This window comes from Streptomyces spororaveus (assembly GCF_016755875.1).
Taxonomy (GTDB): Bacteria; Actinomycetota; Actinomycetes; order Streptomycetales; family Streptomycetaceae; genus Streptomyces; species Streptomyces spororaveus.
The window spans coordinates 4,121,848-4,136,425 of the sequence record NZ_BNED01000005.1 but is presented as its reverse complement, the minus strand read 5'-3'; the positions used below and the strand labels follow the sequence as shown (position 1 = coordinate 4,136,425).

The 14,578-nt window shown below is 66.7% G+C and carries 14 protein-coding genes; 9 read left to right on the top strand and 5 right to left on the bottom strand.

What is annotated here, in order from left to right:
* Positions 1–112: 112 nt before the first annotated feature.
* On the bottom strand, positions 113–1,447 hold the full coding sequence (locus tag Sspor_RS20890; protein WP_202200497.1) for a DNA cytosine methyltransferase: 1,335 nt from the start codon (positions 1,445–1,447) through the stop codon (positions 113–115).
* A 419-nt stretch (positions 1,448–1,866) separates the two neighbouring features.
* Positions 1,867–2,100 carry a hypothetical protein gene (locus Sspor_RS20885; protein ID WP_202200496.1) on the bottom strand — a complete coding sequence of 78 codons (234 nt, stop codon included), beginning with the start codon at positions 2,098–2,100 and terminating at the stop codon, positions 1,867–1,869.
* Positions 2,101–2,300: 200 nt separating this feature from the next.
* Here Sspor_RS20885 and Sspor_RS20880 point away from each other — a divergent pair, with 200 nt between their 5' ends.
* A complete protein-coding gene (locus Sspor_RS20880; protein WP_202200495.1) occupies positions 2,301–4,748 on the top strand; it encodes a WD40 repeat domain-containing protein in 2,448 nt (815 codons plus the stop codon).
* A 266-nt stretch (positions 4,749–5,014) separates the two neighbouring features.
* Here Sspor_RS20880 and Sspor_RS20875 read toward each other — a convergent pair whose 3' ends face one another.
* The 3 genes from Sspor_RS20875 to Sspor_RS20865 all read right to left on the bottom strand — a co-directional run bounded on the left by Sspor_RS20875 (position 5,015) and on the right by Sspor_RS20865 (position 7,460).
* Positions 5,015–5,623: a nucleotidyltransferase domain-containing protein gene (locus Sspor_RS20875; protein ID WP_202200494.1), complete on the bottom strand. Its 609-nt coding sequence runs from the start codon at positions 5,621–5,623 to the stop codon at positions 5,015–5,017.
* Between the two features lie 120 nt (positions 5,624–5,743).
* A complete protein-coding gene (locus tag Sspor_RS20870) occupies positions 5,744–6,226 on the bottom strand; it encodes an NUDIX domain-containing protein (RefSeq protein ID WP_202200493.1) in 483 nt (160 codons plus the stop codon).
* A 10-nt stretch (positions 6,227–6,236) separates the two neighbouring features.
* Positions 6,237–7,460, bottom strand: coding sequence for a helix-turn-helix domain-containing protein (locus Sspor_RS20865; RefSeq protein WP_202200492.1), 1,224 nt, complete (start codon positions 7,458–7,460; stop codon positions 6,237–6,239).
* Between the two features lie 268 nt (positions 7,461–7,728).
* Here Sspor_RS20865 and Sspor_RS20860 point away from each other — a divergent pair, with 268 nt between their 5' ends.
* The 8 genes from Sspor_RS20860 (at position 7,729) to aspS (ending at position 14,540) form a co-directional block, all read left to right on the top strand.
* Complete coding sequence (locus Sspor_RS20860) at positions 7,729–7,953, top strand: hypothetical protein (protein WP_237403947.1); 225 nt, start codon at positions 7,729–7,731, stop codon at positions 7,951–7,953.
* 321 nt (positions 7,954–8,274) lie between these two features.
* Entirely contained in the window at positions 8,275–8,784 is a 510-nt protein-coding gene (locus tag Sspor_RS20855) for a nucleoside-diphosphate kinase (protein WP_202200491.1), read from the top strand.
* Between the two features lie 73 nt (positions 8,785–8,857).
* Positions 8,858–9,157, top strand: coding sequence for a hypothetical protein (locus tag Sspor_RS20850; RefSeq protein ID WP_202200490.1), 300 nt, complete (start codon positions 8,858–8,860; stop codon positions 9,155–9,157).
* A gap of 146 nt (positions 9,158–9,303) precedes the next feature.
* A complete protein-coding gene (locus Sspor_RS20845; RefSeq protein WP_202200489.1) occupies positions 9,304–9,888 on the top strand; it encodes a CYTH domain-containing protein in 585 nt (194 codons plus the stop codon).
* Between the two features lie 37 nt (positions 9,889–9,925).
* Entirely contained in the window at positions 9,926–10,693 is a 768-nt protein-coding gene (locus Sspor_RS20840) for a hypothetical protein (protein WP_202200488.1), read from the top strand.
* A complete protein-coding gene (locus Sspor_RS20835) occupies positions 10,693–12,087 on the top strand; it encodes a hypothetical protein (protein WP_202200487.1) in 1,395 nt (464 codons plus the stop codon). The genes Sspor_RS20840 and Sspor_RS20835 overlap by 1 nt, the downstream gene beginning before the upstream one ends.
* Before the next feature lie 20 nt (positions 12,088–12,107).
* Positions 12,108–12,851 (top strand): class I SAM-dependent methyltransferase, encoded by a 744-nt coding sequence (locus tag Sspor_RS20830; RefSeq protein WP_202200486.1) that lies wholly within the window; start codon positions 12,108–12,110, stop codon positions 12,849–12,851.
* Between the two features lie 372 nt (positions 12,852–13,223).
* Positions 13,224–14,540 (top strand): aspartate--tRNA(Asn) ligase, encoded by a 1,317-nt coding sequence (aspS, locus tag Sspor_RS20825; protein ID WP_202200485.1) that lies wholly within the window; start codon positions 13,224–13,226, stop codon positions 14,538–14,540.
* Positions 14,541–14,578: the final 38 nt, after the last annotated feature.

The window sequence follows — 14,578 nt, the reverse complement described above, 5'->3', positions numbered from 1 at the left end:
TTGTCCTGTTCAGCGGACAGCGCCTTCCGGGTCCTTCCCGGCCGCCCTTTCCAGGCGCGATCGGGGGGCAACCTGTCGTTCCATCGACCCTGAGGCGGCTTCGAGACGTCAATCACGTCGTCGGCCCCGACGCCGTATCAAGGGCCTTGGCCACCGCATTGGCGAATACCGCGCCGAGCTTCACCGGGACCGCGTTGCCGAGCTGCCGCATCTTCTCCCCACGAGGTCCTTCAAGCTTCCAATCGTCGGGGAAGGTCATGACGCGGGCAGTCTCCCTCACGGTCATATACCTGTGCTTGTAGGTGGTGCCTTCCGGAGTCTCCAGATCATCGGTCAGCATCACGGACTCCCCGCCAGGGACGCCGTGCACGCCAGCCTTCACGGTCTTGGCGGGACGGTCCAGCTCATTGGGTGTGTGCCCCTTATAGATCCGAGCCCCGGGCCACCCGATGTGGTCAGTGAATCCCCCAGCGCGATGCTCCTGGCGGTCGAGCCTGTCCCAGGTGATCTTCGGCAGCGGATTACCCTCGTTCTCGTCGATGCCGGCGATGGCGTCCCGGAAGGTCCGCCAGGGCTTCAATCCGTCCGAGATGAGCGCGGAGCCCTTAGCGATCCCTGTCCTGGCCCTGGCCTTGGCCGCGGCGCGCACGGGTTCGGGAACCTCGGGATGGCGGCTCCAGTAGGAGTCTTCGGAATCATCGAGCATCGCCCGGAAGAGCGCCTCCTCGGAGTACTGGGGAAGTACATCCTCCTTGAACTGCTCGATGTCGACACCGAGGTCCTCCCGGAAGGCGACGATGATGATGCGATGCCTGATCTGCGGGACGCCGTAGTCCGCGGCGTTCACGCGCGTCATCACCACCTTGTAGCGCTCCGCCGGGTCACCCGAAGCCCTGTCTCTGGCCTCGATGAGGTCCATGAGGTCCTGATTGTGCCTCTGCCAAGGGGTATTGGGGTCCCGCAGCTCGAAGGGCATCTCCATCTCACGCAGGATGTACTCGAGGTACGGCTTGAAGGATGGCCTAAGAAGTCCCACGACGTTCTCGCAGATCACGGCCTTGGGTCGGATCTGGCGCATCGCCTTGAACATCTGCGGGAACATGTTCCGCTTGTCCTCGTCCCCCTTCGCGATCCCCCCGAGGCTGAAGGGCTGACACGGAGGGCCGCCGGCGAGCACGTCTACACGGCCGAGCAGATAGCTCATGTCCAGGTCTTGGACGTCGCCCGCGACCAGCGGCCACGGCTCCCCAGGCTCGGGGATGCGTTCCTCGTCTCCCCGAGGCTTCGCCCCGTTCGCCTCCAGGGTCTGACAGGCTCGCGGCGCGAACTCATTGAACAGCAATGGCCGGAAGCCCGCCTGATGGACCGCCATGGCCAGGCCGCCCGCCCCCGCGAACAGCTCGACCCCGGTGCGATCACGCTTTGGCTCTTCTTGCAGCTCAGACATTGCGAAAGCATACCGCGGATTGGATGGTACATGTAACCGTTGTCGAGAAAGTTCGCCACATTCCTGTGGGTGGCTGAGCATGGCGCGATTGGTGATCCCAGCGGGGAGAGCGCTCACTCTTCGTAGGTGGTCGACCACCGACTTCAGGGGGCGAGGGCGTCTTGCCCAGGCCACGCACGGGCGGTGCCAGACAGGTCCGAGAGAGCTCGGCCAGCACAAGACCGCCGGGACATCCAAGGGGGCATCCGTCGGATAAGTCCCGACGCCGGGTGCGCCGCTCGGTGATGGATCGGCGTCGGCCCGCCCCGCCGATCCATACGGGGATCGCTCGATGGATCGCGCGTGGGCCCGAGGGTCGCCTCGCGTAGCCCCATCAACAGGAGGCGACCATCGGTAACCGTCGGGGTCTCCACCGCGACTCACGGTCTCGGCGGCCGGCCACGCCAGGCCGCGAACAGCCCCAACCCGACACTGGTGACCGCGGTGAACGCCTCGGGGCCCGCGAGCATGAAGACGCCCGTCGCCATGGTGATCAGGATCAGCAGCGCGGCCAGGTCGAGCATCCGTTCGTGGATCGGCGCCTCCGGCGCCGGCTCCGACGTGGCGGGAGTCCGGGGAGCGGGCGGCGCGGTGGTCTCTTCGTTTTCGTCCATGCCTTCAGCACACCAGCCCGGCCAGCAACGCCCCGCACGGCACGAAGAGACCCGGACAAGTTCGATCGGCGCAGGCCATCGCCGTACGGTGTGGCCCGCCGAGCGAACACACACTATGTATGGTGATGTTCGGCAGAGTTCGGTCCTGTTCGGTAAACCGCGTCCTACGCTGAATCCCACAGACCATCAGGGGGACGTACGTGGCGGACGAGGACGCTCCCGGAGCCGTGTTCCAGCGCGAACTCGAGGACTTCGCCTCCAATCTCGAGACGCTGCGGATCGATTGCGGCAAACCGGCCCAACGCGCGATCAGCCGTGCCGCGCCTCCGGGGCAGACGTTGTCAGCCTCCGCGATCAGTGAAGCCCTTAACGCGAAACGTCTGCCCCGCGTCGACTTCCTCATCGCGCTCGTCCAGACACTTCTCAGCATCTCGAGCGGCGGCCGTCCAGTAGGCCGAGATCATCCGACAGTCGAGTGGTGGCGCGCGGAGTGGACCCGACTCGAAAAGCTACGTGTTGGGGTCCGCCGCGCGCGCTCGACATCCAAGTCCATGCAGACGCCCGTCCCGGCTAACGCCTCGCCTACTGCGGCGACGCCCGATACGCCGGTACATTCGGCGAACTCGGCCGTGTCCGTGGAGGGTGGTCGACGCTCGAGGTCTCATCTCGAGCCGTCGGCCCTTCCACATTCCGGTTTCGTGTGGTCAGTGGCGTTTCGCCCCGCTGGCAACCTGATGGCAACCGCTAGCGCGGCTGGAGTGGTGACGCTCTGGGACCCGGTCACCCAAGAAACGGTCGGTGAGCCCCTGCTTGGTCGTGGGAACATCACGCGGTCGGTCGTGTTCTCCCCCGACGGCAGCTTGCTCGCGACGGCCAACGACTATGGCGAGGTGAGCCTTTGGGATCCTGGCACCCATGAGGAGGTCAAGGCGCTCCCTACCACGAAGAATGTCGCGGTCACGGAGGTGGCGTTCTCCCCCGACGGCAGTCTGCTGGTCGCCGCCAGCTTCGATTACAAGGTACGCCTATGGGATCGATTCAGCCACGAACCCATAGGCAAGCCGCTGGCCGCCCACTCCGGACCCGTCACAGCGGTGAGGTTCTCCCCTGACGGCGGCCTGTTCGCTACCGCGAGCTTCGACGGCATGGTGCACCTTTGGGACCCGACAACTCGCCGTACAGTCGGAAAACCTCTGATGGGCCACTCAGGCGCCGTCAGATCGGTCGCCTTCTCCCCTGATGGCGACCTGCTCGCCACCGCCAGTGACGACGGCATGGTGCGCCTTTGGAATCCCGCGACCCGGCGGACAGTCGGAGCGCCCCTCACAGGGCACACCGGCTCCGCCACGGCCGTAGCGTTCTCCCCTGATGGCAAACTGCTCGCCACCACCGACTTCGATGGCGTGGTGCGGCTTTGGGATCCCGCCACCGGGCAGGCTGTCGGCGCGCCCCTGATCGGCCATATCGGCAAGGCCACAGCCGTAGCCTTTTCCCCCGACGGTGGGTTGCTCGCCACCGCCGGATTTGATGGCACGGTGCGGCTGTGGACGGCCGAGAACATCCTGCCAACGCCGGTTCCGACACAGCGTGCGCGGCATGAGAGCGACCCGCGCGAGACCCTGATCACACAGCGCGCCGAACCACGTGCCCGGCTCGATTTCCTGCCCGCACGGGGGCTCGCCAGCAGGAGTGTCCTCACCGCACTCAAGAACGGGGAAGCCATTTCCTTGGCGCCTATGGTCGGGCACCGTGACGCGGTTCGCGCTGTGGTGTTCTCCCCGGACGGGACCCAACTCGTGACTGCCGGCGCTGACGATACGGTGCGCTTCTGGGACCCGGCCAGTCGGCGATCAGTCGGCCGGCCCCTGACCAATCACCGTGACTCCGTGAGTGCGGTGACCTTCTCTCCCGACGGCACCCTGATCGCCACGGCGGACCGTGGCGGCGCGGTACGTCTATGGGATGCGGCCACTCGGACGCCAGCGGGCAGCCCTTTGACCGACCACCTCGGCGCCATCACGTCAGTGGTCTTCTCGCCCACCGGAACCCTCCTCGCCGTCGCCGATGACGGAGGCGCCGTACGGCTGTGGGTGCCAACCACCCAGCAAGCCGCGGGTGACCCGTTGACCGGCCATGACGGGCTCGTCACCGGCATCGCGTTCTCCCCCGATGGCAGGTTGATCGCAACCGCCACCGACGCCGGCACGGTGTGGCTGTGGGACTCCACGAGCCGAGTGTCAACAGGCAAGCTCCTGGACGGCCACGGTGGCTCCGTCACCTCTGTGGGCTTTTCGCCTGACGGCAGCCTGATCGCTACCGCTGGAGATGATCACTTGGTTCAACTGTGGGACGTACCCACCCACCAGCCGGTAGGAAAGCCCCTGAAGGGCCATGATGATGCCGTTGCGGCCCTGGTTTTCTCTCCCGATGGCGGCCTACTAGCTACGGCCAGCGACGATCGCACCGTCCGCCTTTGGGATCCTGTCACCCACCAGCCTGTCGGAGACGCTCTCGTCGGTCACCACGGCGCAGTGACGGCTGTCACCTTCTCGCCAGACAGCTCCGTGCTCGCCAGCGCTAGCGTCGACCGCACCGTTCGATTGTGGGTGCCTCCGGCGGCAAGCAGCCCAGCTGGGTCCCAAGGTTGATCAGGCAGGGACCGAAAAGACGGCCTGCGGCCTGGTCTGCCAAGGGGTGAGCAGGCCGGCCCCCAGCTGATGATCACTTCTCTGGCTCAGGGAGTGGTGGCGCGCCTAGTCGGCGGCACCTGTGCGGCTTCCAGTAGGAGGGCCGGGCCTCGGGTTCCCAGAGCTCAGCGCGTCGGCGACTTCGAGGCTGCGTCGTACGCGGCGGTCCACGGCCAAGCCGGTTTCACCGGCAGTTGGAGAAGCTGGCGGAGAAGCGATGAGATGGCCTACTGCAGTCTCTGGCGCCAGGGATGCTCTGGTGCGGTCAGCTTGAGGGCGTCCAGCAGCCAAGCCCTCTGGTCCTGGTCCAGCGACGGGAGGACCGCGCCGAAGTCCACCTCGTCTTTCTCTCTGGTGTTCTTCGCTTTGTAGAAGAGCTGCATCTCGGGGGCGAGGTAGGGGGTGCCATCTGCGGCGACGCGACTGAGACGGGTAATGGGCATCCGCACGCGCGGGTCGCGTCTCGATGCCCATTCGTCTCCGACTGCATCGTCGAGCATGAGCTGCACCGACCAGGGCGCGTCTGGTGTTCGGCGACACCAGATGTCATGAAGGGGCTCTTCGAGCATCTCGCCGAAGCCCCATGCGCGGAGCCTGCCGGTGCCTGGTGGGTCTGCAATGTGGAGATCCCAGCCTGACAGGCACTCTTGGGCCCGTGTCTGATCGCGCCGCAGCACGAGAACGTCGAGGTCTCCATGCGTCCGGAGCTCGCGGCCGACGAAGAGTTCGATCGCGCTGCCGCCGGCGATCCACCACGGGAAGTTGGCCCGCTTGAAGACTTCCGCCATCTCGCTAGCTGAAGCGGGGCTCCACTCCCCAAGGTTGTTGCTCGTCATGAAGCCATCGTGTCAGTGGTGCGACAAGTCGGCATGTGTCTTGGCTAGAGTCCCGCACAGACGGACATCGGGGTTGCCCGGACCCCTTCCTTTCGGTCCCGGATGGCAGCACAGGTGTTGTCAGGTCCCTACTTCCGGCGACTGCCCGTGTTCCAGGTAGGCAGTCAGGCCGTCCGTTCGGGCCTGGATGGCTGCGGCGATTCGGCGCGCGAGGCGGGGAATGGTGAGGTCTGGCACCTGTTCGGCGCCGTGGAAGTCGTAGCCGCGGAGCTCGTCCGCTTGGAGTGCGATCTGTTGACGGTGGTCTGCGTCGAGGCGGCCACCGTCGAAGAGGTAGAGGACCTTGTCGCCCTCGCCCGGGTTCGGCGCCCAGTCGACAACGAGGAGGTGGCCGATATGGGGCTTGATGCCCAGTTCCTCATGGACCTCGCGCACACAGGCTTGTCGGGGTGACTCGCCCTGTTCGACGTAGCCGCCGGGAATGTCTCGGTAGTCCTTGTACGACGGCTCGACGAGGAGCACTCGATCAGCTTCGTCGAAGAAGAGAGCACCAGCCGCCATGCGGGGGTGGGCCATCTTCGCTTCATGCTCGTTCTCGCTCACGGATTGGACTCTAGCCGCCCGCCACAATGCGGAGCCTGCGGGCCAGGTCGGCCAGGGGGTGGGACGGCCGGCCTCTGGTACCGCGTATCCAGCCGATGACCAGTTCTCGGCTCATGTAGTGGTGGCGGACCTGTTCCGGTGCGACCTTTTCGGCTTCCAGCAGGACGGCCAGGGCTTCGTCGGTTCGGTTCCAAGCACTCAGCGCCCTGGCGACTTCGAGGCTGTGCCGCGCACGCCGTTCCACTGGCATACCGCTGGTGTCGATTCGTGGACCGAGGTCCGCAGCGACCTGAATGTCGCCGAGTTCGCCGGCGGCGGCCACGCAATGGATGGCCACATTGGTCGGTCCGAAGGCTGTCCACAGGTGGTTGCCGTCGGCGCTGAGTCGCTGCGCGGTCTCGTCGGCCTCCCGAAGGAAGGTCTGCGTAGTTGCCCGATCCTCTGCCCGGGCGGCAGCCATCGCCCCGGTGAGGAACAGCGTGCCGTACACCGAGAGGTACTCGTCGCTCGCGTTGCCCAGTTCCGGTTGCATGACGGCTGCCGCGTCGTTCACCAGCTGGATCGCTGCTGTGAAGCGTCCTGTGGCCAGGAGGCAGTGCGTGACCGCGCGGAAGAGCGAACCTGTGACCTCGCTCCGGCCGCTGTGCTGCGCGGCTGCCAGACCGCGGTCAGCGGCGATCCATGCCAGCTCGGACTCTCCGACCTTGCCCAGCACCATGGCTGCTCCGTGGTAGGCCAAGGCGAGTAGCGCGTGGGCCTCCTCTCCCTCGTGTCCCGAGTAAGCACGGGATGCGGCGAGGGCGTCGGCCAGCACGAGGGGGAGACGTCGAGTGGCGAAGCCGTAGCGGGATGCCTGGTAGGCATCGAGGACCTCGCCCACGTTGGCACGAAGGTCTTGTAGGGCAGGTGGCTCGTCATCGGGCGCAGATCCCAGCAGGGGTGTGAGCTGCTTGTAGTCCATGAGCGCTTCGCGCAACGCGGCAACGGTGCGATGGCCGCTGTCGGGCGACCATTCAATGAGAGTCGGCTCGGCGAGCAGGTCTCCCAGGGAGACATCGAGGGCGTCGGCGAGCGAGGTGATCACCGAGAGGCGATCGAGCTCGATCCGATTGTTCTCCGCTTTGCTCAGCCAGTCGGTGGTACGGCCGACAAGGCCGGCCAGTACCTCTTGGGAGAGGCCGCGCCGGCGTCGATACCAGGCGACGCGCTCGCCGATGGTCAGGTCCTCTGTCATACCTCGCATGTCCTGATCATCACCTCGTGGCCGAAGTGGACCCCGGAAGGTTTTTCCGGGGTGTCGTGGGGCGCCCTGGCTACTGTCGCAACAGACCGAGAACGCCGCTGGACGATGCGAGCAACTCATCCTGCATCAAATGGCTTTGGCCGGCGACGCTCGCCCGTACCACCCGTCTTCCTCAGGCAGAGAGATCGGAGATGGCAAAGCCATGAAGCCCGCATCGCAAGGCCCCGAAGGGGTGGTCCAGGCCTTATCGGGACGCCCCGTGAACGTCGAGGCCGCCGTCGGCTGGAGCTCGCTGCCGGAGTGGCTCACGGTCCATGCGCCGGTGATCGACACGGGCACTGGCCGGCGGGGTGAGGTGCAGCCGTGGCCCTACTACTCCGAGAGGCCGCCCGCCAGCGCCTGGCTGCGGCCGGAGGGCGGCGGAAAGGAGTGGATGGCCCCGATCGACGGCCTCCGGCCGGCCCGCGACCATCCGGCCACGTGAAGCCTCAGCAGCTGTGGCAGCGGTTCGAGTGGACCACCGGGAGTTGTTTCCGCTGCGAACGGCTCCATCTAGAGGTGACCGTCATCGGCTCCATCGCCGTGAGCGGTGTCGAGGTCGAGATCCACGCGTGCAGGAAATGCGTTTTCCGCCTGGAACAGCTGCACTGGGTGCTCGTCGAGCGAAGGTCTCGGCCACTTGGCCGATATCCCTCTTCGGGCCTCAACTAACAGGCGTAGAAGGGTGTTCCAGCGCCGGTAACCTCATGCAGGCGAGGCGCTGAGCGCCCGTCATATGGCTTGCCTGAAAGCTGAAAGGGAACCGATGGCCCAGGATCAGGAAAACACCGTGGAGCGCACGCTCGTCCTCCTCAAGCCCGACGCGATGGTCCGCGGATTCGCGGGGAAGATCATCGCTCGATTCGAGGATGCGGCGCTGAAGATCGTCGGCATCAAGATGAAGCAGATGGACGCCGAGTTCACCCGGCGCCACTACTTCGACCTGGAGGAGCGGCTCGGTGCCGAGGTCTACAACCTGACCTCCACGTTCATGCAGCAGGGCCCGGTGATCGCGCTCGTGCTGGAGGGCTTCGACGCCGTCGCCACCGTGCGCAAGATCGTCGGGAGCACCTACCCGAACGAGGCCCCCGCCGGCACTGTCCGCGGCGACTTCTCGCACTACAGCCGGGGCGCCAGCACGGCCTCCGGCAAGGCCGTCGCGAACCTGGTGCACGCCTCCGGTAACAAGGCCGAGGCGGACCAGGAGCTGGAACTGTGGTTCGACAAGGACGAGCTCCACGACTACCGCACCCTGGCGGAGATCTTCACCTACTGAGCCCGATCGATGTCACCAATCGGCCGTCGACGCGTTGAACACCACCAGGCACCAACGTAGGAGAGAAGACGTCATGACCAACCCGACCCGCGTCGCCTCTGTGGCCGAGCTGGAGAGCATCTTCCAGCAGGAGCTGGCCACCGACCGATGGGCCGCGACGGAGACCGCCTTCGCGCTCGCCGTCCGCAGCCGTGACACCGGCGACTGGGAGAAGTCCCGCGAGTGGGTGGCGCAGTGCCTACAGCTGTTGGAGGGCTTCCCGGACGAGACCGAGGAACAGGTCGCCACCAAGCGCGCGTCCGTCGGCGGCGTGCCGCTCCCGAACTACCTGCACGAGGGCGTCGTGCGTGACCGCTTCGGCGAGCTCGCCTGACGCTCCTGCCCTGTGGCGGTGCGGCACGCACCGGCGTACCGCACCGCCCGGATGCTTGATCAATCACACACCGCACTGAACTGAGCCAGCCCCGCTTTGCCTGGCTCGGGCGGATCACCTATGCCCGATTCCGTAAGGGAGCCACTGTGGCCATCGAGATCGAGATGCGCGCCCGCTTCGACAAGGACGCGTACGAGCAGCTCGTCGAACGCCTGACGCGGGAGGCCGAGGACCTCGGCTGCGACGACAAGAACATCCACTTCTACGTGCTACCCGACCAGCTGCTGAAGGTCACGGACAACATCGCGGCCGGCTCCGCGAAGGTCACCCTCAAGGCCAGCAAGATCGGCCAGGGTGCTGCCTTCCCGGAGACCGAGTTCGCCATCGGCCGCGAGGACGTTCCGGCCGCCGTGCGGATCTTCAACGCCCTCGGCTTCGAGGACACCATGCACGAGGCGTTCAACCAACGCCACAACTTCCGCTTCCGCGGTGTCGAGATCGCCGTGAAGTGGAGCGACGCCTGGGGGCATCACGCCGAGTTCGAGGTGCTGCTCGACGACGAGGCCAGCGCCACCGCGCGGGACGAGGCCGTCGCCCGCATCGGTGCCGTGGCCGATGAGCTGGGCGTGCACCTCATGAGCGAGGAAGAGCTCGCCGACTTCACGGCTGCCTTCGAGGCCGCCGAGCAGGCCCGTAAGGAGCAGGCGGCCCAGGCCGCGTCCGTCAGCTAGGCATCCGCTGTCGCAGACCACCGAGGGGGTGGGCCCGATGAGCACGACCTCGCCGGCCGACAGTCTGGTCGAGCTGGCTGCACGTAAGCAGCTACCGCACCACCAGTACACCGATCCCGCCACCGTCCGCTGGATCACCGCGAACCGGCCCGTCCTCTCGGACGGCCCGCCTCCCCGACTGCGAGCGACTTCGCAGAGGCTCCTGTCTCGCTCGGCCATCCCTGCCGGGTGGCTGGCCGAGGAGAAGTGCCTGGACTCCCTCCACGGGATCCGGCACGCGATGCGCACCGCCGCACTGGCCGCGCTCCTTGCGGAGTCGGCCGGGCTCAGCGAGGACGACACCGCCACGCTGGTCCTGGCCGCCGCCGTGCACGACTGCCGGCGCCTCCACGACAAGGACGACCGCGGCCACGGGGCGCGTGCCGCCATCTGGCTCACGGATCAGGCCGACACCGTCTGGAACCACTTCGGGCTCGTGGCGACGCCCAGCCGGATCGCCACTGCCGCCACAGCGGTGCGGCTCCACGATGTGCCGTACGACGCCTTCTCCGAGGACGATCAGGCCGACCACGCCCGCGCCGAGGTCATCTGCGATCTCCTCAAGGCCGCGGATGCGCTGGACCGCTACCGACTGCCGAAGCTCAGCTGGTGGCCTGACCCCGTCCAGGTCCGGTCCGACGCCTTCAAGGCCTTACGCACGACCGCCGTCGAACTCGTCATCCGGTCCGAGACCGCGTGGCTGGCCGGAGCGAGCAGCGCGGAGGCGGCCCTCGTAGGTCTCGCGGATGTGGGGCTGACAGGCTGATGGACTTCCTGGACGCCTATGAGCAGTGGGCCGACGCCCACGCATTCTTCGACACGACCCTGATACCCAGCCCTGTGCACGGCCAGGACCCGCTCGCCGATCAGGCCGCAGCCTGGGAGAACCGGCTCGTGGCGCAGACTCCCAACGGCCGACTGCTGCGGGACAACGCCCTCTTCCGCGCCCTGGGCGGCGACGGCAAGCTCCACCTGCTGCACGTCACCCACGCCCTGGAGCAGATCAGCGAGCACGGATCGCTCTATCCCTCCGGGGGCTGCCTGGTCGGCAGCGTGTACTGCGCGCCCCTCACCCCGACCGAGCGCGGATACCGCATGCACAACCTCGCCGAGTACGTGCTCACCAAGGAGGCCCCGGCCTTCGTGGCTAAGGCCGGCACACCGAAGCGCGTACCGACGCCACTGATCTTCGAGATCAACCTGCCACCCCAGGCCTATCGCGGGCTGGCCGGCGTGGACTACCTCCGCCTCGGTTCGATCCACCTCCAGATCTACAGCCGCCTGGAGTACCTGCTCTCCAAGACCGAGCGACACCAGTTGCGCGAGACCGTCGTCAGCAGGATCAAGAACTCCACGGCCTTCCTCGCCCTGGCGGCTGCCGTCGCCTACCAGGGCGCCGCCGTCCAGCCCAGTACGTTCCTGCGGTTGCTGGACGAGACGATCCCTCGGCTACCGATCCTCGGGTACGTGTACTTCGAGGCCCTGGCGGAGTACCTGATGCTGCACTCCACCACGAGGCAGACCCAGGAGATGGCCGAGCTCGGCGAGTTCAACAACTGGCTCTACAAGGACATGCTGTTCGCATCCTTCCCGCACATGGCGGGCAAGTTCGATCTCGCGAAGTTCCGACCCTCCCCCGACGAGCTGGGCGCGCTATTCGCCCGCATCGACCCCAGCCTGGACGCCGCCCACGCCTGCGCCTACCTCACCGAGCGGATCAGCCACCTCGTCGCGGCCCGGCTGTTCACGCCCGGCCAGGTCCCGGAAGCCTGGCACCACACCCGCTGGGAGTTCGACAGCCTCTCCACCCAGCTCGGCCCGCTCCTCGGACACCTGATCCACCGCGAATTGCGGACCTTCGGCCGGTACCCGGACTTCTACTTCTACTTCGACCAGCACAAGGCGCTCCAGGCGTGGAACTACTGGAACCACATGGACATCGTCGCGCCCTTCAACGGCACGATCCCCAAGGGCGAGATCGGCATCAACCCTGCGTACCCCGATCTTGACTACCGCGTCTGGCGGGCCGAGCAGGACGACCACGGCCGGCTCCATCCCGCCGAAGAACTCGCCCTGACCATCGCCCCACGCCTGGTCGACATCAAGTACACGCTCATGCGCAACAACCAGTGGACCTCACCCACCCCTGCCACGGCTTAAAGCGAGAGGACCCATAGCTGATGAACGCCCACCGCACGGACGGCTGCTCCGTGGATCTCCTCGGCGAGCAGATCACGACTCTCCTCGCCGACCCTGCCACTACCCACGGCCTCGCGCGCACTCTTCGTGCCGCGGCCAAGGAGATCGAGCTCAGCCGCTACCACCGCGCCAGCCAGAAGGCGTTCCCCAGCGGCTTGGTCGCCGCCGCACCGAAGAAAGTTCAGGTCGGCGGTGGAGCCCACCGCCTCGATGGCTTCTTCAACATCGACGCTGTGCCGCCCGCCGACCTGCTCTGGGATGTCCGTGAGGGGATCCCGCTGCAGGACGACTCCGTGGACGTCCTGTTCTCCGAGCACTTCCTTGAGCACATCGACTACCCGGTCTCCGCCAAGCAGTACGCCCGAGAGGCCCAGCGCGTCCTCGCCCCCGGCGGCCGTCTCATCACTGGGGTGCCGGACGCGGCCTTCGTACTCGGCCAGTACCCGGCTGGCCCCGAGCAGGCCGAGGAAATGATCTCCCGGTGGTACGGCAAGCGGGACTGTCGCAAGGACATCAACACCTACCTCGACCTGATCAACTACGTCTTCCGTGACCAGGACGACGACCCCACGTACAACCCGCACTACTGGGCGTACGACTTCGAGAAGCTCAGCCAGCTGTTCACAGAGGCCGGCTTCTCCGCCGTCGAGCCCTGGGACTTCGACCCGGACCTGGCGAACCCGAAGCGGCAGTGGGCGAGCGTCTACGTCGTCGCGACCAAGTAGCGGGCTGGTGCAGGCCTCGTTGGGCTTCCGCCTCAGGAGGCCCGACGAGGTCGGGTTACACACCTATTGCGTTGCAGGTGCCGTGCCCGCTTCCTATCCTCGTGGCCAACGCGTAGACGGAGACGAGTAGCCGAGGATCACGCGAGCAGAGAGAGCCGCCAGTAGCTGGGAAGGCGGACTCGCGCCCGAGGCGAAGACCCTCCTGAGCGCGGGGAGGAACGGCCCCTGGGCCCAATGCCCCGCCGGTTCGCCCCCGTCACAGGGCGGAATGAGGCTGCTGCCTTCTGGGTGGCGGCGAAAGTGCGGTGGTACCGCGAGTTCCCTTCTCGCCCGCACTCCCAAGGGATCATGACGACGCCCTGGAGGGCTGCGATGATCCACACTACGAGCCGCGTACTGACCTCTGACCTACGCGGCCACATCGACCAGACCGTCTCCGTCTCCGGCTGGGTGAACGCACTCCGTCTGCAGCGCAAGATGCAGTTCGTGATCCTGCGCGACCACTCCGGCATGGTCCAGGTGACCCACAGGCGCGACGGCAGCCCGCTGGAGGCCGTGCTCGAGTCCCTCACCCCGGAGTCCGCCGTACGGATCACCGGCCGCGTCGTGGACGCGGCGCAAGTCAAGCTCGGAGCCCTGGAAATCGTCCCCGAGGCGGTCGAGGTACTGAACTTGGCAGAGACGCCTCTGCCGATCGACGAGCAGACCGGGCCGGAGCACCGGCTCGACTGGCGCTTCCTCGACGTCCGCAAGAGAGAGACCGCACAGATGGTGTTCGCCGTGCAGACGACCTTGGAGCAGGGGCTGCGCGAGTACGCCATGCAGAACGGCTGCACGGAGATGCACACCCCGAAGCTGATGGGCACCGCCTCGGAGTCGGGGGCGGAGGTATTCAAGCTCGGGTACTTCGACCGGTTGGCGTATCTGGCACAGTCGCCGCAGTTCTACAAGCAGATGGCGGTGGCGGCCGGTATCGACAGGGTTTTCGAGATCGGTCCTGTCTTCCGGGCCGAGCCGTCATTCACCTCCCGGCACGCGACCGAGTTCACCGGTGTGGACGTGGAGCTTTCGTGGATCGAAAGCGTCGAGGACGTGATGGCCTTCGAGGAGCGGATGCTCACCCATGCCATCGCCAAGGTCGCCGATGTCCACGGGGAGCAGATTCGGGAGGTATCCGGGGTCGAGGTCACCGTGCCGGAGACGCCGTTCCCGCGGATCACGATGGCTGAGGCGCAGGAGGTTCTGCGGGCCGGCGGGTGGGACCCGGAGCGGGTGAAGGAGGACCTGGACCCCGACGGTGAGCGCCGGATCGCCGCACACATGAAAGAGCAGACCGGGCACGAGTTCGTGTTCATCACGCACTACCCGGCAAGCATCCGGCCCTTCTACCACATGCGCCCAGAGGGACAGCCAGACCTCACGCTCAGCTTCGACCTGCTCTGGAAGGGCCTGGAGGTCACCACCGGGGCCCAGCGTGAGCACCGATCCGCCGTCCTGCTCAAGCAGGCAGAGGAGAAAGGCATGAGCACCGAGGGGATGCAGGACTATCTGAACATCTTCCGCTTCGGCTGCCCGCCCCACGGCGGCTTCGGCGCCGGCCTCGGCCGGGTCCTCATGGTCATGCTCGGCCTGGACTCCATCCGCGAAGCGACCTTCCTCTTCCGCGGACCGAACCGCCTCACGCCCTGACCGGGCCGTATGTGCCGCTGCTCCCGCCGCCGGTCTGG